This is a genomic window from Hymenobacter sp., from assembly GCF_031398885.1.
In the GTDB taxonomy this organism is placed as follows: domain Bacteria; phylum Bacteroidota; class Bacteroidia; order Cytophagales; family Hymenobacteraceae; genus Hymenobacter.
Genome location: NZ_JANNOD010000011.1, coordinates 40,195 through 57,526 on the forward strand (window position 1 = coordinate 40,195; position 17,332 = coordinate 57,526).

Sequence of the window (17,332 nt, forward strand, 5' to 3'; positions counted from 1 at the left end):
CAAAAACCAATGAAAAAGGCTTCGCAAAACCCTGATGAACCAACCATTTCAAGTCCTGTAAGCACCCAGAAACCGAAGGAAGTTTCTGAGCAGTCCAGAGAGCAGCAACTGCGTCTAGCCGGAATGCTAATTCTGGGTGCTGATGAGTTGGCACAGCAGGCGCGTGAGGTCAAGCGCAAGCGGGAGCAGGAGGTTGTTGAGCTGCATAGCGGCTTCAGGATAACAATTGGTGAAATCAACGCCATCGTTTCCGGCCGACACTCGGATTACCTGCCGATGTTTCCAAACAATATTTCCTTCTTTTCGGAAATTGCCCGACTGTCAGAAGTGAAATTCGACCCGACGGAATATATCAAGCCTGCGTTTGTTGGCAAAATTGTGGTCGAGGTTGTTTATGGCAGATTTGACAAGTCGGTGCTGCCAGCATTGCGGGCACTAAATCCCGCTTATACCAATGGGATAAGGCCACAGAAACTGTATCATTATCTCACTGTGGAAGGCTTGGCCTTGCTGGAGCAGTACCGTGATGAAGCCATTGAGGTAATGGAATCGTGCAGCAGCATGTATGAGTTCAGAAGGAAGCTTTTTCAACAGTACGGCGTGCCATACCAAATAGAGGCATTCAAGTAAGATTTAACCGCCAGAAGCACAGTGTGATTTGACCCTTCGTGTATCTGTCGCATGTCATACTACGACGTTCGTAAAGGAAGATAGAGCATGACACAATAACACCAATGTGTGCATACGCCACCAGATTGTCATGCTAGCGCTATTGAAGTGATGTTCGATTTAGCTGCACTATGGCAGATTTAGTCTCGAATCATGTTAAGCTCATCAATTATGGCACAGTGCTGGCTTTGCTAATTTTAATGGCTTGTTAGGGAAAAGGCCATTTGCTAAGGTTTGTTGATTAAGTGCACGTAATCAACTGTTATCGACGCGAGAACATTTCCTTGAGGAAGTTTTGCCAATGCCTTATAAAGTAGGTTCCTAAAACCCTTAGCCATGTCCCGTAAACCAATCGGAACTACTGCTCGGACCGGACAAGAATGCCCCGAAAGCGGTGTTTGGCGTCCGTCCAACGGCAATACGACGGCCCCTATTGCCAAAGGCAATACGATGCCGCCGTACAACCGTGATGCTACCACTTGGACCCTCATCCAATATGCGTAGCGGTGTGGGAGCTTAGCTCTTTGTCTAGGTAAGCCCTGCTACAAAGTTAGCAGGGCTTATTTTGTTTTGGCGCCTGCTGTAGTGTTTCACTTCTCATTTGCGGTCAGTCGCTTTACCAGTTTCTTTGGTAAGCTCTAAAAGTTGCTTTATAACGCGCTGCTGCCCTTACCTCCGTAGTAGGTGCTGATGGCGGGGAGCTCAAGCATGGCGGTGCTGCAGGTGAAGGCCGCGGCACTCGAATGACTGTTGGAACTGGGCGAAATCGTAGGCGACGAAGGCCACGCCGCCGGCTTGTTTCAGCTCGTTCAGAAACTGCTTCTGGTCGTCGCGTAAGGTGTCGCGCCCGGCCTTCACTTCGACGCCCACGAATACCCCGTCAGCGAGTCGAAAGCCGATGATGTCGGGCACGCCGTTGCAGCCCTGGGGGTTCTTGCGCCAGCGGCCGGTGTGTTGGTCGTAGATGCCGCTGGTGTTCTGGCGCCACACTTTGAAGCCGTGCCGGGTGAGGTAGGCAATGATGGCGCTGGTTATCTCGCCGGCTTTGAGGGTACCGAAATCAAGGGGCAGCTGGTCGTGTTTGCGAGCAATCATGGGCGGGCTCGGGCTTCTTGTGAGCGGTCAAAAGCCGGTTTTGAAAGGCAGGGTAATTTGAAGGCAGGTGCGGGTGGGCGGGTCAGGTGCGGTAGCAGTCCATGATTTTGCGGTTCTCCTGCTGGTGCCGCTTGTCCATCTGGCGCTGAGCTTCGGGGCTGGGCTTCCAATCGGGGCGGTCTTTGCGCTGGGTGGCTTTGCGGGCCTCGGCGCGCTGCTGCTCGGCCTGCTCGGGGGTGATGAGGCCGCGGCGGGCTTTGGCGTTGGTGATGCTGAGCTTCTGGCGCAGGCCCTCGGCATTGGGGTGGTCGTCGGGAATCTGCTGGGCCACGCTCTCGAGCATCCGGGGGGCGGCATCGCCCAACAGCTGCACGTCGGCGGCCTGGGTGCTGGCCCCGTTGGCTTTCTGGTCGAGGTGGCGGTGTTCGAGGAAGCGGGCCTTCTGCTCGAAGTAGTCCGCAATCAGCTTGTAGAGGGTGCTGATGTCGAGGGCCTGAAAGAAATTGTGGCCGCTCATGCGTGCTTCTTTCAGGGCCAGGATGATGTCCTTGATGCTGTCGTGGGTGTAGGTGCGGGCCAGGTCGTCGGCCAGGGTGATGAGGTCGGCCGCGTCGGGCTTTTCCTTCACCCGGAGCGAGTCGACGAAAGCGCGGAGGATGAGGACGAGCAGCTTTACCACCTCCCGCTCGCCGATGCGGTGGGTGAGTTGGAAGATTTTGGGGGCGGCCAGGGCCTGGGCTTTGGTGAGGCCGATGCCGATGTCGGCCAGCATGGCGCGGGTTTCGGCGGTGGAAGCCTCGGCCAGGGCGTTAGTCGTAGCGGCTGCTGCGGTAGCCAGTAGATGGGATTCCGGCGTTTGATTGGCCGGTGCCATCGGCGCTGACGCGGTGGACGTGGGGAGCGAGTTTGAGGCGGTTGTCGGCGGCATCGTTAAGCATGAAGCGTGAGGCGGTGGCAATCCAGTCTTTGCGCAGGGGCGGCAGCCCCGTTTTCTTGTCGCGCCAGGTGGCGACCAGCTGGTGGTAGTGGCGCAGGTCGGCCAAGGCGTAATCGGTGCCCTCGAAAGCGGCGGCGAAGGCATCGGGCGCGGCGATGGCCGACTGGCTGAACAGCAGCTCAGGGAGCGGGCCGCGCCGGCGCGGCTCGTTGGGGCCGGCGGTGGCGGCTGCGCGGATGGCCTCGGCCCATACCCCTTTTCTTTTTGGCGCAACTTTTTCTTTTGGGGCTGCGCCTGGGTCGTTGGCTAGTAAGTCGGGGTTAAAAACTTCCGCCTCCAAAAGCCCTTCGTCGGGAAGCGCCGCAGGCCCCTTCTTTTTTTTTGCAGTGGCGGCGTCGCCGTTTACTACTACACTGTTTAAGACTACTGTTTTACTTAATACAGTGTCTTGGGCCACTTCTGGCCTCGATGAAGCTTCTACCGGGGCTACTTCTGGCCTAAGTGCTTGGGCCACTTCTGGCCCCGGTGGGGGTGTTTTATCGGGGCCACTTCTGGCCTCGGTGGGCGGTTTCACCTGGGCCACTTCTGGCCCCGATAGAACAGCCATGTAGCAGCAGCTGTCGGTGTGCTTGGACTTGCTGGGCTGGTAGGTGAGCAAGCCCCAGGCGTTGAGGTCGCGCAGGGTGTCGCGGTAAGTGTGGCGGCTGCCGATGCGGGCGGCCTTCATCGTGGCGTCGTGGTCCAGCTCAATGAATTCGGGGAAGCGTTCGGCGTTCCACTGGTGGAACAGGGCCATGTACAGGCTGATGTGGAGCGGGCGGCTGGCGGGCTGGGCCAGCAGCCACTCGTGCGCGGCGCGGGTGTGTTGGATGTAGTTCACCTGCGTTTGTGGTCGGCAATGAATCGGAAGAATAGTTCGGGTATGTGGGGCACTGGGGCGTTAGCTGGCGCTGTCCTTCGGTTGCCGGCGGCTTTGAGCGTATTGCGGGCCCAATAGCGCGGGTCTTTTTGCCGGTGGCCCGAATCTGCTGGCGCACCTGCTGCATCTCGGCTTCCGTCAGGTCGCACCAAGTGCCAGCAGGGGGTGCTCACGCGGCGGCGCGGTGATAGCGCCGGGGGTAGGCATCGAGCGCCGACTGTTTGAAGCCTCACTCCTTTTCGTTCAGGCGCACGCCCTTGATGCGGTTTTTGCGGCGGGCGCGGCGTAGCGCCTCGGCCGACAGACCGATGTATGCGGCGGCCTGCTGCACGTTCAGCACCTCGTCAGGCGGGGTGGTAGTGGCCAGCAGACGCGCCGCTTCGGCCTGCTCCAGGCGGTCGAGGCGGGCCGTGAGCTGCCGCCATTCGGGCTCGGGAATGATGACGACGTGCTGCATGGCTAGGCGGCGATTTTGGCGGTGCGCTGCTTCACCAGCTCGCGGCGGTTGTGCTCAGCCTCGGCAGCAGCAAGGAAGGCTTCCACCAACTCTTTTTTGCCGCTGCGGCCATTAATCACCTGGTACATGGCCGACTTGCTGACCTTGATTCCCCGCTCAGCCAGGGCCGCAATAGCATCCTTCACCACGGATTGGCCAGCCCCCAAGCGTTCAAGCACTTTTTGCAACTCGGTGGGTTCTTTGGTAATTCTTTCCACTTTGGTGTGTATTTTAGTTGTAGTTGTGTATCTTTGCAAGTGATGCCGAGACTTGCGTGTACAAACATACACGCACAGCGGTGCAAATGTGTCACCCAAATACACTTTTTTATGGAAGCGAGTGCCACCGTCACCGACCGAATCAAACTGCTTTTGCATCACTATAATCTGAACGCCAATAGTGTTACGACCAAATTAGGATATTCTACAACCAGCAAAATGTACAAAATTTTGCAAGGTGCAGAGCCTAGTTTCCCTACTTTGGTGGACTTCCTGAAAGCCTTCCCGGCCGTGTCAAGCGACTGGATGCTACTCGGTGTGGGACCTATGCTGCGGGAAGGAGCTGGTTCAGCTCCAGCCAGGGGGCCAGCGGCTCCTACCAAAGTAGCAACGCACAACAAGTACGAAGACGGCTTGAAAGTGCTGACCGTGACCGTCGACAAGGACGGGGACGAAAACACGGTGCTGTTCCCCCGCGAGGCGCAGGCGGGCTATCCTACCCGGATGAATGACGAGGTATACCTCCAGGATATGCAACCCTACAATATTCCGGGCTTCGAGGGGGGTGGCTATCGGGCCTTTGAAGTGGACGGACTGAGTATGCACCCGACGTTCAATAACCGCGACATCGTGGTGTGCAGCTACGTGGACCGCTGGCACCTGCTCAAGCCCTGGGAATGCTACGTGGTGGTGACCCAGGAAAACCTGTTGCTCAAGCGTATTAGCGAAGTCATCACTGACCGGCGTGGTACCGTCGAGTTGTATTCGGACAACCCGGGCTATGACCCCTACCGGCTGCCAGTATCGGACCTCGTGCAGCTCTGGCACGTGCGCGGCTACCTCTCCACGGCCGTACCGACCCGCCCCGACAGCCGCGGTGCGTTGCTTGAACGGCTGCAGGAAGTTATTGAGTCATTGGGTCACGATTACCACGAGGTGCGCCGATTCCTGGAGGAGGGCGGCCAGGGGGCGCACTCGCCGCGGGGTGCAGCAATGGCAGTATAAAAGGGGGTAACCGGGCAAACGCCCCTGGTTACGCCCCTGACTAGAATTGTGCAGCTGCTTCGCTGGCTGCAAGTAGTTGATAATATGTTGTTTGCCGAGTCTTTCGGGCATTAGATTCAGTCACCGTCTCTGGTACAACAACGGCCTGAAGCTGCTTGCAGCGGCAGGCCGTTTTCGTTGTTGCTATTTGGATGAGGATATTCTCTGGCTCCAAGCCGGCGTGGACGGAAGCTTACGCTACGAGCGCGGCACTTGTGGCCCAAAGCCGGCCCGAAACAGCACCAACAACCCCGCCACGGGCAGCGGGCTCACCACGAAATCCAACAGCTGGCGGCTCAGCCGGTAAGCCCACACGGCATCGCCGCTAAACTTGCCCAGCAGCACAACGGCCACATACACGGCCAGGGCGCCGGCGTAGAGCCGCAGCACGAGGCGCCATTGGGCGGAGGACAGCAATAAGCGCAGCAGCAGCAGGCACAAGCCGAGGTAAAGCGCCGCGTAGGTGGCCACCGCCGGCAGGAAGCGCTTGGTAATGCCGCCGCTGATGCCTTGCTGCATGGCCTCGGCTTGCCGCCGCAGGCCCACTGCCGCCAGCACCCGCTGCCAGAGTCCGGTGAGAAACGTGAGAATGAACTCGTCGTAAACGCCAACGAGCAGCAGCGTAACCACCACCCCGCCCACTGCTACCCACCGGCCGACCCGGGCGGGCGGGCGGGCGGGAGAAATAGGTTGGTCAGGCACTTACGGCTCCGGTTGGGGTTGAGGCGGGCAACGCCGGGCGGGCCGGGACGGCCAGGCGCCGGGCCCACAGCATCCAGAGGCCAAAAATGCAGGCGTACACCACGAAGGTGAAAGTGTAGTGGTGGTTAAAGTCCAGGGACTGGTGGGCGTAGTGGTGGTTGATGGCCAGGGCCGCCACCCGCAATATGTTGAGGCACCAGATGAGCCCGATGCCCGCCGGAATGAACCACAGCTTGCGCCGCCAGGGCCCCGGAAAGGCCAGCACGAAGCCCGTAAACAGCGCGTACAGCACCAAGCCGTTGCAGGGCACTCCCACAATGACCGCTGACTGGCCGTTCATTGTCACCAGCCGGTCGTTGGCGGCGGCTACGGCGGCGTCGAAACCCAACGCGTGCAGCGCTGCCACGCTGACTTTGGTGATGTGGGCGCACAGGGCGGCGTCCAGGCGGCCGTCCCGGGCCAGCCACTGCTCGTAGCCGAAGAACCACCCCAGGTACATGGCGGCGGCGACCAGGATGAAACGATACAAGAGCCGGTTGCCGGGGGGCGTCGTGCCGGCGGGAGCGGGGGGGGACATGAGCGGGTGCCTGCGGGTGATGGATACAAAAATGCAAAAAATGACGGCTTTTCTCCGCCCGAGAAGCCGTCATTTTTTCTGGGGGCACAAACGTTTACGCTTCCTTGCGACGGTTGCGCAAATGCTTTGCGCCGTACGCAACGCCGCCTGCCAGCAGCAGCGAAACGCCCCCGTCGAGCGGAATGGCTGCGGAATTACCCGGAATGACGCCGCCAGTGCCGGGCTGAGCTAGGACAACTTCGGCAAACCCCACCAACAGCGTTAGGGTGGGCAGCAAGCGGGTGAGAAGAAATGATTTCATGCAAAATATAAAGAGGAGGAAGCAAAAGCCTCGACAAACGCAGCGGGCTTAGGCGCGGCAAGAGTGCATGAGAAGGGCGGTTGGGCGCAAAAGCAAACGGTAATCAGCCGCCCAGGTTTTCGTTGGGGAAAACAAGTAGCAATTGCTTGATAAATAAGCGGTTGGCCAACACTTGGTTTTGAGTTAAAACCGCAAGCACCGGCGCCGCCGGAAGTACCGTGCCTCGGCGGAAAAGCCAGCTGCGAAGGACTATCAATTAACAGGCATTGGGAGCGGGAACTGCCCGTCCCGTGGCCGGACGACCCCGGCCCCGTGCCTACCTTGCGCCCGCTGTTTTGCCTGTTCTTGCCCATGCTTCCCATCCCCGACGCTCCTTTTCCGCCGGCCGGCCCGGTCGATTACCACCCCCTCATCCGCCAGGTGTTTGCTGAGATGGGCAAGGTGGTGGTGGGCCAGCAGCCGCTGCTCACCCGCTTGCTCATCGGCTTGTTTACGGGCGGGCACATCCTGCTCGAAGGCGTGCCGGGACTGGCCAAAACGCTCACCATCTCCACCCTGGCCAAGGTGCTGCACCTGCACTTTCAGCGCGTGCAGTTCACCCCCGACCTGCTGCCTTCCGACCTGGTGGGCACCATGATTTACAACCAGAACCAGTCGGTATTTGAGGTGAAAAAGGGGCCCATCTTCGCCAACCTGGTGCTGGCCGACGAAATCAACCGCTCGCCGGCCAAGGTGCAAAGCGCCCTGCTCGAAGCCATGCAGGAGAAGCAGGTCACCATCGGCGAAACCACCTACGCCCTCGACCTGCCCTTTCTGGTGCTGGCCACCCAAAACCCCGTGGAGCAGGAGGGCACCTACCCGCTGCCCGAAGCCCAGGTCGACCGCTTCATGCTCAAGGTGCACGTCGACTACCTTAAGAAGGCCGACGAGCTGGAGGTGATGCGCCGCATGGCCAACCTCAGCTTCGTGGAGGACGTGCAGCCCGTGCTCACGCAGGCCGACATCTTCGGCATCCGCCAGCAAATCAACCAGGTGCAGATTTCCGACACCCTGGAGAAGTACCTCATCGAGCTGGTGTTTGCCACCCGGCGCCCGGCCGACTACGACCTGCCCGAGTTTGCGCAGGCCGTGCAGTTCGGGGCCAGCCCGCGGGCCAGCATCGCGCTGCACCGCGCCGCCAAGGCGCTGGCCTACCTCGAAGGCCGCGACTACGTGCTGCCCGAAGACATCAAGGAAATGGCCGCCGACGTGCTCAACCACCGCATTCTGCTCACCTACGAAGCCGAAGCGGACGGCATCCGCACCCAGGATTTGATTGAGGCCATCCTGCGCAAGGTGCCTATCAGCTAGCTTGCCCCGGCCATGAGCCAATGGCCGCGCATTGCCGCAGCCAAAAAAGAGGGCCCACCATACGGTGAGCCCTCTTTTTCGTGATTAAAATATGGGGAAGTTACTCTACCACCACGCGCTTCACCACGAGGTCGTTGCCGGTTTGGAGCCGGAGCGAGTACACGCCCGGGGCCAGGCCGCTGACGTCAAACTCGGCGGTGCCCCCGGCGGCGGGCAGGGCCAGTCGGCGCGCGTGCACCGCCTGGCCCAGGGCGTTGAGCAGCGTGGCCGAGGCCTTGGCTAAGCTGCCCGCAGGCACTTCGAGAGTAAAGCGCTGGCGGGCCGGGTTGGGGTAGAGGCCCACGGCGGCGGCCAGGGCCGCGTTGCGGGTGGCTGTAATCACGCGCAGCTGCACGTTGTCGATGCCGATGTCGTCGTCGCCAAAGTCCGAGGTGGCCTGGAAGCGGATGACGGTGGTGGCCGAGGTGCTGGGAATGGTTACGGTTTTGGCCGTGAACGTGGCGTTGGTGGTGGCCGTGAGCACGGGCGTGGCGCCGAAGGTGGCCCCGCCGTCCGTGCTTACCAGCACCTCTAGCTTGTCGGTCCCAGTCGAATTGATGTAGTCGAAGGTCAGGGTTTTGGCTCCGCCTCCGCTCAGGTTCACGTACAGGTCAAGTCGGCCCTGCTCATTCACATCCGCCCCGTAACTGTGAAAACGAGCCGAGCGGGTACCCTGGCTGCTCGCTGGCGTATAGCTTCCAGAGGCTGCAAACCCCCAGCTAGCGCTGGTGCCGTCGTTGTCGCGGCGCCAAGAGGCGTCCCCGTCTGCCGGCGAGTTGCGCCAGGAGGCACCGGGCAAGTCGCGCGTGCCCAGGCCGTCAATCCAGGGGCCTTCGAAGCTTTCGCTGACCGGCAGCGTGGCGTACGTTGTTACCACGGGGGGGCGGCAGGTCACGTTCACGCCGAATGCGCCGGTTGCGGTCCCAAAAAACTGCACGAAGATGTAGTAGTTCGTGCCGGTGACAGTCGGGAAGGTGACGCTGGAAGCCGTCGCGTTGGTGCCGCAGCCCGCAAAATCGTCGCTGCTGCCCACGCACGTGAGCGCGCCGCACGAGCCCGAGTACACGAACACCTTTGTGTCGCCGGCCGGGGCCGATGGGCCCGAGCAGGTGCTCACCGTGGCCACTTGGCCGTTGCCGGCAAAGCTGTAGAACACGCCGGGCGAAGCCGAAGGCGTGAGCGGCGAACCCGCGGCGCACACCGCGGTGGGGTCGCCGGCTGTGGTTGCGCTCACCGTGGTGCCAGTGACGGGCACGCCGCAGGTGAGGGCAATGGCGGCGCTGCACAAGTCATTAGCCGGGGCCACGGGCAGGGTCGTGAACGTGGTGGTTACGGCGGCTGAGGTTTGGCCCGCGGCGCAGTTCGTGGTCACGCTCACCGTGTAGGTGGTGCTCGGCGTGAGGCCGGTCAGGGCGACGGGCGCAGCCGTGGGGGCGGGCGTGACGGTGGTGGCCGTGCCGCCGGCGGGCGTGGTCGTCACGGTGTAGCTGGTAGCGCCCGCGGGGGCGGTGAAGCCCAGGGAGGCCGAGGTCGCGGTGATGCCCGTGACGGCGAGGCTGGTGGGCACGCCGCAGGCCGCGCCCAGCGTCACGTCGATGGCCAGGCGGGGCGAGGGGGCAGTGGTGGCCAAATCCGTGAAGGCCGTCCCGTTCGTCGAAATGTAGAACGTGGCGGGCCGCAGGGGCGCATCAGTTAAGAATGCCAGGCCAACGCTACTGGACGTCAGTTGCTTTACGCCCACAAAAAAATCGCCGTTTACGTTGATGTCTGGCACGGCCACGGCGTCAGCCGCCGCCGTGGCGGGCCGGGTGCGCGTCGGCGAAGTGTAGAGCAGCGTACCGGGGGCATTGTCCGCGCCGCTGACGCTGTAAATAACTACCTGATAGGTATTCGTCGCCGTGCCGGTGCCCGCAAAAGTGGGCGTCACGGTGGTGATAGAGGCCGGGGAAGTGGTCTGGTAGCGGGTTAGCAGGAGAATGTCAGCAGTCGTGGCTGACCCAATACCGCCCGTGTATGTTACCGTGCCGCTTGGGAAATGGCTTTCTTCTACGCTGGTAATGGTTTGAGTCGCGGCCCTGGAATTGTTGGACGCCAGGTCATCGGCCGGAACCGTCGCGGTCAGGGTGTTGGTGCCGCCGGTGCCCGTCACGGGGTAGGTGAAGTTGACCGTCGTCGAAGCCCCGGCGGCCAGCGTTGCGACCGTCTGCGTGTTGGTGAACGTGGTGGCCCCGCTCACCGTCAGGGTCACGGCCAGATTGGCCTGCGCCGTGCTGCCGGGATTGGTTACCACCACCTGCGCCGTCACGGGCGAGCCGTAGGTGCTGGACACTTTGCCCAACGTGTACAGCGCAGTTACCGCGGCATCATTGTTTAGTATTACAGTGGGCGCGAAGCGGTAAGTGGTGCCGGCGACCGGGTTAATATTGTTGCGGAAGTTAAGGGTGTTGAGCGTGTTGTTGATTATGGCGTTGGCAAACGTGGCGTCGCTCCAGGCGGTGGCCGACTGCTTGGTGGCCTGCACAAATTGCCCGTTGGCAAAGCCGGAGCCCTTCAGGCCCGCTTGCGCGGAGCGAAAAACCGCCGCGGCCGCGCTGGCCACCGGTGCGTCGTAGACAAACTCGACGTTGTTAGTGGTTTCGTAGAGTTTTACCTGAAAGCTGAAATTCGCGTACTGCGAAGCCGTGGCGCTGGCCTTGTCGCTCAGGTTTTTCCATTGAATGGTGCACACCTGGTTGGGGGCAGTTCCGGTGGTCGTCACGCGGTACTCGGCGCCGCCGGCGCCGTTGCCCGCGGTCAGGTCCACGTTGAACGGAACGACGAGGTTGACATCGGCAAGGTCAGTGCTCCGGAACGGGTCCACGTTGGTGGCCGTGCCTTCGGGCAGAAACAAGGCCGTGGCCGAAGGAGCCGCCGCGCCGAGTTTTAGAAAGCCGTTGGTGTTCAACACAAACTGCGTGAAGGTGGCCCCGTTGAAGCCGAACGTGAAGCCAATGGGCTGGGCCGCCGAGTTGGCGTCGTCCGTGTTGGCCGTGGCGATGGCCGTGCCGGTGGTCCCCAGGTCGGCGTAAGCGCCCGCGACATTCACGGCGCCTGCCGGGGCGTAATTCAACGATTGGGCCTGCGCCGCGAACGGCAGCAGAGGTAGCAGCGCCACAGGTAGCCACTGGCCGGCTCTTTTCAGCCGGGTGTTAAGGGATGTGAACATGAAAAGGGAGGAAAAGTGAAGAATAGGAAAAGAAAAAGAAGTGAAAGCAAGCTGTTCTGCCGTTGCCGGATGGGATAACCAAATCTGCGAACAAATAACCAGATTACTATAGAAGGCCATTTTTGAATGAGGGCCATGCTTTCCAATTCAGGCACTGCGCTGCCCGTGGGCTTTCGAGCCGTAGTACTTCCTGCATTCATTCAAGCAGCAAACGATGAAATGCTGATAAAAAACCCTTCCGGCCCGCAAGGCTATTTGGTTCAACCGGCACAGTTATCGGGCGTCTGAATGGCTCGTCGTAATGCAAAAAAAGGGGCTGACCTGATGGTCAGCCCCTAAATCACAAAGAACCAGGCAGTGGTTATTCGACCACCACGCGCTTGACGACTAAATCGCTGCCGGTTTGGAGCTGCAGCGAGTACACGCCGGCCGCGAGGCCGCTCACGTCGAAAGAGGTGATGCCAGCGGCGTTCAGCGGCCGCGCCTGCACCGCCTGGCCCAGGGCGTTGAGCAGCGTGGCCGAGGCGGCGCGGAGGCTGCCCGCGGGCACTTCGAGCGTGAAGCGCTGGCGGGCGGGGTTGGGGTAGAGGCCCACGGCGGCGGCCAGGGCCGCGTTGCGGGTGGCTGTAATCACGCGCAGCTGCACGTTGTCGATGCCGATGTCGTCATCGCCGAAATCGGAGGTGGCCTGGAAGCGGATGACGGTGGTGGCCGAGGTGCTGGGAATGGTTACGGTTTTGGCCGTGAACGTGGCGTTGGTGGTGGCCGTGAGCACGGGCGTGGCGCCGAAGGTGGCCCCGCCGTCGGTGCTCACCAGCACGTCCAGCTTGTCGGTGCCGGAGGGGTTGATGTAATCAAAGGTCAGGGTTTTGGTGCCGGCTCCACTTAAGTTCACGTAGAGGTCAAGGCGGCCCGGAAGCACAGGATTTGTTGGAGTGCTGAGGGGGGTCCCGTAAGAGTGGAAGCGCGCGGAATGCGCGCCTGTGCTGAAACGGGTAGGGTAAGGCGGATTAGGACCTGTTTCATCATCTCTGAAACGCCAACCGGCCGCATCAAACCCGTCGTCTTCGCGGCGCCAGGAGTTATCGCCAAATGCCGGAGTGTTGCGCCAATTAGCTGTGGGCAGGTCACGCGTACCTAATCCGTTTACCCATGGCCCTTCAAAGCTTTCCGAATAAGGAAGCGTGACATAAGGCGAAGCCGGGGGGGGGCCAGTGGTCGTAGCTGTGCCCCGCAGTACGTTGCTCGTGCCGTTTGCGCATACGCTTTGAAGCGTGACAGCGTACACGGTGCCAGCCGTGAGGCCAGGGATAGTGATAGGTGAAGTGGTGGGGGCCGGACTCAGGGTCTGAACAGCTCCGCCAGCGGTGTACGTCACGTTGTAACTCACGCTGTTGGCCCCGGGCGTGAAGGCCAACTGTATCGAATTGTTATTGGTGCTAATAGTGGCCGCCGTGGGGTCGCCGCAAGGGGCACCGGGTGCAAACCGATAGGTGCGGCCGGCATCGGGTGGAAATGTTTGGCGCACGTTGTGGGCATTGCCTGCAGTGGAAGCAAGGTAAGGACCCACAAAAAAAGTGGTGGTGGTCCATGCCGCCGACGACAGTTTAGTGGCCAGTACGGACGCATTAGGAGCCGAGCCTTTGATGCCTACAGCCGCATATTTGGTGTTGGCCACGCCCGTGCCAGCCGTTGCAGGACCGTATATAAATTCAATATTGTTGGTGCCCTCATAAAGCTTTACCTGAAAGGAAACGTTGGCCAACTGAGTAGTGATGACCGTGGGAGTAGCAACGTCAGCCGCCTGGGGCTTGTCCGCCACATTCTTCCATTGAATGGTGCATACCTGGCTGCCAGCCGTTCCGGTTGTGAATACCCGATACTCCGTGCCTCCGGCGGTACCAGGTCCCAAGTCTAGGTTAAAAGGAGCAATCAGGTTCACATCAGCAGCGTCGGTGCCGGAAACGGGGCCGGTTGCGGGTGCTTGGGCGAAAGCCGGGAAAGCTGCCGCTGAGGAAGGAGCGGTAGCACCCAGCCGAATGAGGCCATTCGTATTCAGAACGAACTGCGTGAAGACGGTGCCGTTAAAGGTGAAATTGAACCCAATAGGTTGAGCGGCCGAATTATCATCGTCCGTATTGGCTGTGGTGATAGCAGTCCCGGTCGCCGCCAAGTCGGTATAAGTGCCGGTGGTGTTCGCCACATTGCTTGGTGCGTAGTTGAATTGGGCCTGCGCCGCAAACGGCAACAGCGCGATGGGTAGCCACCGGCTGGCTTTTTTCAGCCGGGTTTGGAAGAATGAAAACATGGAAGGAAGGGGAAAAGTGGAAAATAAGAAAAGGGGTATGGTGTGAATTAAATTAACCGCTTGCCGATTGCGGAGTAGAGGGCCCTAAAGCTGCGAATAAAATGCGATACTTCCGAGAAAACCCGTGAGTACGTTCGCGCCTGCCGTCTCACGCGGCGGCTATTGAGTCACTGCAACGGCTGTTTGTAGCAGGGCCGCTGCGTTGGCGGCCGGGTCGCAGCCCGCTACGGGCACGAAGGTGCGGGCCGGCTCGCCGGGCCGCCGGGTGAGGCCGTAGGTGTAGGTCTTGTCGTAGTAGTCGAGCACCAGCTCCACCATTTGCGTGAAATCGCCGGCCTCCACGGCGGCCAGCGCCTGCTGGGTGGCCAGCCCGCCCAAGCGTTTTTGCAGGCGCTCGATGGCGGCCGCCAGCTCCGCGGGGCTTTCGGCGCCGTACTCGGCGGCCAGCTTGGCCACGCGGGCGGCGCGGGGCACCTCCAGCACCCAGCGCGGGGCGGTGCGCAGCTGCCCAAACAAGGCGGGTGGGATGGTGAGCCGGCCAATCTGCCGGCTCTCGTCCTCCACCCACACCGGCGCGTCGGCGGGCAGCGCGGCTAGGGCAGCGGCCAGGTTATTCTCGAATTGCTCCTGCGTGGGCTGGGCCGGCTGCCCGATGGCCCCGAACGCCGAGCCCTTGTGGCTGGCTAGTCCTTCGAGGTCGAGCACCGGCTGCTGGTGGGGCGGGGCGGCCAGCGCGTGCAGCACGTCGGTCTTGCCGCTGCCGGTGAGGCCACCCAGCACGCGCCAGTGGCGGGGCGCCTCGAAGGCGGCCAGCACGGCCCGGCGGTAGTCCTTGTAGCCGTGGTCGAGCAGGTGCACCCGGAAGCCGGCCAGCTCCAGCAGCCACTGCACGGCCCCGCTGCGCAGGCCGCCGCGCCAGCAGTGCAGGCGCACTTCCTTGCCCGGCGCCAGTTTCTGGGCCCGCTTCACCAGCACCGACATCTTCGGCCCGAAGAACTCCAGGCCCAGATGCACGGCCCGCTCCTGGCTCACCTGCTTGTACGTAGTGCCGATGCGGGCCCGCTCCTCATCCGTGAACAAGGGCAGATTGAGCGCGCCCGGCACGTGGCCCTGGGCAAACTCAACGGGCGCCCGCACGTCGAGAATGGGGCAGGGCAGGGCCTGAAAATCAGCCAGGGAAAGACGGGGCATGGTTTTCAATTAACAATTAACAATTAAGAATATTAACAATTAGCAATTAAGAATTAAGAATGAGCCATGAGCAACAAACCAGCGCAAAATGCGAAGCGGACGCGAATGGTTTCGGGCCACGTGCTGCACGCTATTCCTGGTTAATTGCTCATGGCTCATTCTTAATTCTTAATTGTTAATTGTCTTTTATACAGTTGCACGGTGTTTTCCAGGCCCAGGTAAAGCGCGTCGCACACCAGGGCGTGGCCGATGCTCACCTCGGCCAGCTCGGGCAGCTGCTGGCGCAGCCAGGCCAGGTTGGCGAGGTCGAGGTCGTGGCCGGCGTTCACGCCCAGGCCCAGCTGGCCGGCGCGGGCGGCGGCGGCGCGGTAGGGGGCCACGGCGGCTTCGCGGCCGGCGGGGTAGTGGCGGGCGTAGGCTTCGGTGTAAAGCTCGATGCGGTCGGTGCCGGTGGTCACGGCGGTCTCGATCAGGGCCAGGTCGGTGTCGAGGAAAATGCTCACCCGGCAGCCCAGCGCCTTCAGCTCGGCCACCACGTCGCGCAGGTAAGCCTGGTGGGCGATGACGTCCCAGCCCGCGTTGGAGGTGAGGGCGTCGGGCGCGTCGGGCACCAGCGTTACCTGCGCGGGGCGCACCTCGCGCACCAGGGCCAGGAAGTCGGGCGTGGGGTTGCCTTCCACGTTGAGCTCGGTGGTTACCACGGCCCGCAGGTCGCGCACGTCTTGGTAGCGGATGTGGCGCTCGTCGGGCCGCGGGTGCACCGTGATGCCCTCGGCCCCGAACCGCTCGATGTCGCGCGCCGCCTGCAGGAGGTCGGGCCGGTTGTGTCCGCGGGCGTTGCGCAGGGTGGCCAGTTTGTTGATGTTGACGCTGAGCTTGGTCACGAAGTGTTGGGGTTGAAAAGGGGGTCAAAGACGAACAACAAGGAAGCGGGCGTTTGGGTCGGGCGTTTCCCGGCGGACCTTGCGGGCCGTCCGCCGTAGCTTCGGGGCGAAATTACACCCGCCGCAGCCCCGTTCGGGAGCGTTTGGCAGGCCAGCCCCTTTCCCCCGCGCTAACCCGCCCATTCGCCCTCATCATGCTCAAAGACACCATCGACGCCGCCATCAAACAAGCCATGCTGGCCAAGGACAAAGTGCGCCTCACCACCCTGCGCAGCATCAAATCCCAGATTATGCTGGCCGAAACCGCGGAGGGAGCCAGCGCCGGCGGCCTCGCCCCCGAAGCCGAGCTCAAGCTGCTCAACAAAGCCGCCAAGCAGCGCCGCGACGCCGCGGCTATTTACAAAGAGCAGTTCCGTTCCGAGCTGGAAGAGAACGAGCTGGCCGAGCTGGCCATCATCGAAGAATACCTGCCCCAGCAGCTTTCCGAGGCTGACTTGGTGGAGCGCCTCGTGCACATCATCCAGCGCGTGGGCGCCCAGGGCCCGTCCGACCTGGGCAAGGTGATGGGCGTGGCCGCCCGCGAACTGTCGGGCCAGGCCGACGGCAAGCGCATTTCCGACGTGCTGGGCCACCTGCTCAACAACACCAACTTGTAATGTAATGTGCTAATGGTTTGATGTGCTGATGTGTTGCTTGTTATAATGTGGGATAGCAACCAATTACTTACTTCGACAGCACATCAGCACACCAAACCATCAGCAAATCAATAGATGACTGCCCTCGACATCCTGCTTCTCCTGCCGCTGGGCATCGGGGCCGTGAAAGGCTACCGGCGCGGGCTGGTGCTGGAGGTGGTGTCGCTGCTGGCGTTTGTGCTGGCCGTGGTGGGCGGGCTCAGCTTGCTTTCGGCCGCTGTGCCGCTGGTGCGGCACTACGTGGGCAGCGCCTTCGGCCTGCTGCCGCTGGTGTCGTTTGCGCTGGTGTTCGTGGCCATCATGTGGGGCGTGCATTTGCTGGGCGGCCTGCTCAAAACCGCCGTGCACCTCACCCCGCTGGGCGTGCTCGACAACCTGCTGGGCGGCGCGGCCGGCGTGCTGAAGTGGCTGCTGGGCCTGAGCCTGCTGTTGCACGGCACCCGGCTGGCGGGCCTGTCCCTGCTCTCGCCCAGCCTGGTGGCGGGGTCGCAGGTGCTGCCCATCGTGCAGCAGGCCACCCCGTTGGCGCTGCAGCTCACCGGCTACGTGCTGCCCTTTGCCCAGGATTTGCTGGGGCGCATCAGGGCTGCCTTTGGGAAGTAAGTGAGCGGAAGAAAACGATGGAAAAGGGGAAAGCAGCACGTCATGTCGAGCTTGCCGAGACATCTAGCCAGCTTTGTTGAATGTTTTGTTTACGTACCC

The 17,332-nt window shown here is 61.6% G+C and carries 17 protein-coding genes; 5 read left to right on the forward strand and 12 right to left on the reverse strand.

Annotated features, from left to right (window positions below; translation table 11 throughout):
- The first annotated feature begins 9 nt into the window (after positions 1 to 9).
- Complete coding sequence (locus RMO51_RS01500; protein WP_310391378.1) at positions 10 to 630, forward strand: P63C domain-containing protein; 621 nt, start codon at positions 10 to 12, stop codon at positions 628 to 630.
- A 741-nt stretch (positions 631 to 1,371) separates the two neighbouring features.
- On the opposite strand, the gene RMO51_RS01505 is transcribed toward RMO51_RS01500, so the two are convergent.
- The 5 genes from RMO51_RS01505 to RMO51_RS01525 all read right to left on the reverse strand — a co-directional run bounded on the left by RMO51_RS01505 (position 1,372) and on the right by RMO51_RS01525 (position 4,493).
- The gene (locus RMO51_RS01505) at positions 1,372 to 1,764 is read right to left on the reverse strand and encodes a VRR-NUC domain-containing protein (RefSeq protein ID WP_310391379.1); all 393 of its coding nucleotides are present in this window, start codon (positions 1,762 to 1,764) and stop codon (positions 1,372 to 1,374) included.
- Between the two features lie 82 nt (positions 1,765 to 1,846).
- Positions 1,847 to 2,638 carry a hypothetical protein gene (locus RMO51_RS01510; protein WP_310391381.1) on the reverse strand — a complete coding sequence of 264 codons (792 nt, stop codon included), beginning with the start codon at positions 2,636 to 2,638 and terminating at the stop codon, positions 1,847 to 1,849.
- The gene (locus RMO51_RS01515; protein WP_310391382.1) at positions 2,574 to 3,581 is read right to left on the reverse strand and encodes a hypothetical protein; all 1,008 of its coding nucleotides are present in this window, start codon (positions 3,579 to 3,581) and stop codon (positions 2,574 to 2,576) included. Before RMO51_RS01515 ends, RMO51_RS01510 begins: the two co-directional genes overlap by 65 nt.
- Positions 3,582 to 3,849: 268 nt before the next feature.
- Positions 3,850 to 4,077, reverse strand: coding sequence for a DNA-binding protein (locus RMO51_RS01520; RefSeq protein ID WP_310391384.1), 228 nt, complete (start codon positions 4,075 to 4,077; stop codon positions 3,850 to 3,852).
- A gap of 2 nt (positions 4,078 to 4,079) precedes the next feature.
- A complete protein-coding gene (locus RMO51_RS01525; RefSeq protein ID WP_310391386.1) occupies positions 4,080 to 4,493 on the reverse strand; it encodes a hypothetical protein in 414 nt (137 codons plus the stop codon).
- A gap of 168 nt (positions 4,494 to 4,661) precedes the next feature.
- Here RMO51_RS01525 and RMO51_RS01530 point away from each other — a divergent pair, with 168 nt between their 5' ends.
- A complete protein-coding gene (locus tag RMO51_RS01530) occupies positions 4,662 to 5,339 on the forward strand; it encodes a S24 family peptidase (RefSeq protein WP_310391387.1) in 678 nt (225 codons plus the stop codon).
- Positions 5,340 to 5,576: 237 nt separating this feature from the next.
- On the opposite strand, the gene RMO51_RS01535 is transcribed toward RMO51_RS01530, so the two are convergent.
- The 3 genes from RMO51_RS01535 to RMO51_RS01545 all read right to left on the reverse strand — a co-directional run bounded on the left by RMO51_RS01535 (position 5,577) and on the right by RMO51_RS01545 (position 6,958).
- Complete coding sequence (locus RMO51_RS01535; protein WP_310391388.1) at positions 5,577 to 6,080, reverse strand: XrtX-associated membrane protein; 504 nt, start codon at positions 6,078 to 6,080, stop codon at positions 5,577 to 5,579.
- Entirely contained in the window at positions 6,073 to 6,657 is a 585-nt protein-coding gene (gene xrtX / locus RMO51_RS01540; RefSeq protein ID WP_310391390.1) for an exosortase X, read from the reverse strand. Before xrtX ends, RMO51_RS01535 begins: the two co-directional genes overlap by 8 nt.
- 94 nt (positions 6,658 to 6,751) lie before the next feature.
- Positions 6,752 to 6,958, reverse strand: coding sequence for a PID-CTERM protein-sorting domain-containing protein (locus RMO51_RS01545; RefSeq protein WP_310391392.1), 207 nt, complete (start codon positions 6,956 to 6,958; stop codon positions 6,752 to 6,754).
- A gap of 351 nt (positions 6,959 to 7,309) precedes the next feature.
- On the opposite strand from RMO51_RS01545, the gene RMO51_RS01550 reads away from it, so the two are divergent.
- Positions 7,310 to 8,308, forward strand: coding sequence for a MoxR family ATPase (locus tag RMO51_RS01550; RefSeq protein ID WP_310391393.1), 999 nt, complete (start codon positions 7,310 to 7,312; stop codon positions 8,306 to 8,308).
- A gap of 100 nt (positions 8,309 to 8,408) precedes the next feature.
- Here RMO51_RS01550 and RMO51_RS01555 read toward each other — a convergent pair whose 3' ends face one another.
- The 4 genes from RMO51_RS01555 to RMO51_RS01570 all read right to left on the reverse strand — a co-directional run bounded on the left by RMO51_RS01555 (position 8,409) and on the right by RMO51_RS01570 (position 15,935).
- Positions 8,409 to 11,552 (reverse strand): T9SS type A sorting domain-containing protein, encoded by a 3,144-nt coding sequence (locus RMO51_RS01555; RefSeq protein WP_310391394.1) that lies wholly within the window; start codon positions 11,550 to 11,552, stop codon positions 8,409 to 8,411.
- 361 nt (positions 11,553 to 11,913) lie between these two features.
- Positions 11,914 to 12,474, reverse strand: a complete 561-nt coding sequence (locus tag RMO51_RS01560) for a T9SS type A sorting domain-containing protein (RefSeq protein ID WP_310391396.1) — start codon at positions 12,472 to 12,474, stop codon at positions 11,914 to 11,916.
- A gap of 1,545 nt (positions 12,475 to 14,019) precedes the next feature.
- Positions 14,020 to 15,051 carry a tRNA 2-selenouridine(34) synthase MnmH gene (gene mnmH, locus RMO51_RS01565; RefSeq protein ID WP_310391398.1) on the reverse strand — a complete coding sequence of 344 codons (1,032 nt, stop codon included), beginning with the start codon at positions 15,049 to 15,051 and terminating at the stop codon, positions 14,020 to 14,022.
- 161 nt (positions 15,052 to 15,212) lie between these two features.
- Positions 15,213 to 15,935, reverse strand: a complete 723-nt coding sequence (locus RMO51_RS01570) for a pyridoxine 5'-phosphate synthase (protein ID WP_310391399.1) — start codon at positions 15,933 to 15,935, stop codon at positions 15,213 to 15,215.
- 191 nt (positions 15,936 to 16,126) lie between these two features.
- Between RMO51_RS01570 and RMO51_RS01575 the strand changes: the two genes are divergently transcribed.
- Both RMO51_RS01575 and RMO51_RS01580 read left to right on the forward strand, forming a co-directional pair.
- Positions 16,127 to 16,591, forward strand: coding sequence for a GatB/YqeY domain-containing protein (locus RMO51_RS01575; RefSeq protein ID WP_310391402.1), 465 nt, complete (start codon positions 16,127 to 16,129; stop codon positions 16,589 to 16,591).
- A gap of 114 nt (positions 16,592 to 16,705) precedes the next feature.
- The gene (locus RMO51_RS01580) at positions 16,706 to 17,233 is read left to right on the forward strand and encodes a CvpA family protein (RefSeq protein WP_310391400.1); all 528 of its coding nucleotides are present in this window, start codon (positions 16,706 to 16,708) and stop codon (positions 17,231 to 17,233) included.
- The last annotated feature ends 99 nt before the right edge of the window (positions 17,234 to 17,332 follow it).

Excerpts from the sequence above, each read along its gene's own strand:
- RMO51_RS01545 (WP_310391392.1), bottom strand. The coding sequence starts at position 6,958 with ATGAAATCATTTCTTCTCACCCGCTTGCTGCCCACCCTAACGCTGTTG.
- RMO51_RS01525 (WP_310391386.1), bottom strand. The coding sequence starts at position 4,493 with ATGCAAAAGCAGTTTGATTCGGTCGGTGACGGTGGCACTCGCTTCCAT.
- RMO51_RS01520 (WP_310391384.1), bottom strand. The coding sequence starts at position 4,077 with ATGCAGCACGTCGTCATCATTCCCGAGCCCGAATGGCGGCAGCTCACG.
- RMO51_RS01550 (WP_310391393.1), top strand. The coding sequence starts at position 7,310 with ATGCTTCCCATCCCCGACGCTCCTTTTCCGCCGGCCGGCCCGGTCGAT.
- mnmH (WP_310391398.1), bottom strand. The coding sequence starts at position 15,051 with ATGCCCCGTCTTTCCCTGGCTGATTTTCAGGCCCTGCCCTGCCCCATT.
- RMO51_RS01510 (WP_310391381.1), bottom strand. The coding sequence starts at position 2,638 with ATGGCACCGGCCAATCAAACGCCGGAATCCCATCTACTGGCTACCGCA.
- RMO51_RS01530 (WP_310391387.1), top strand. The coding sequence starts at position 4,662 with ATGCTGCGGGAAGGAGCTGGTTCAGCTCCAGCCAGGGGGCCAGCGGCT.
- xrtX (WP_310391390.1), bottom strand. The coding sequence starts at position 6,657 with ATGTCCCCCCCCGCTCCCGCCGGCACGACGCCCCCCGGCAACCGGCTC.
- RMO51_RS01555 (WP_310391394.1), bottom strand. The coding sequence starts at position 11,552 with ATGTTCACATCCCTTAACACCCGGCTGAAAAGAGCCGGCCAGTGGCTA.
- RMO51_RS01580 (WP_310391400.1), top strand. The coding sequence starts at position 16,706 with ATGACTGCCCTCGACATCCTGCTTCTCCTGCCGCTGGGCATCGGGGCC.
- RMO51_RS01500 (WP_310391378.1), top strand. The coding sequence starts at position 10 with ATGAAAAAGGCTTCGCAAAACCCTGATGAACCAACCATTTCAAGTCCT.
- RMO51_RS01505 (WP_310391379.1), bottom strand. The coding sequence starts at position 1,764 with ATGATTGCTCGCAAACACGACCAGCTGCCCCTTGATTTCGGTACCCTC.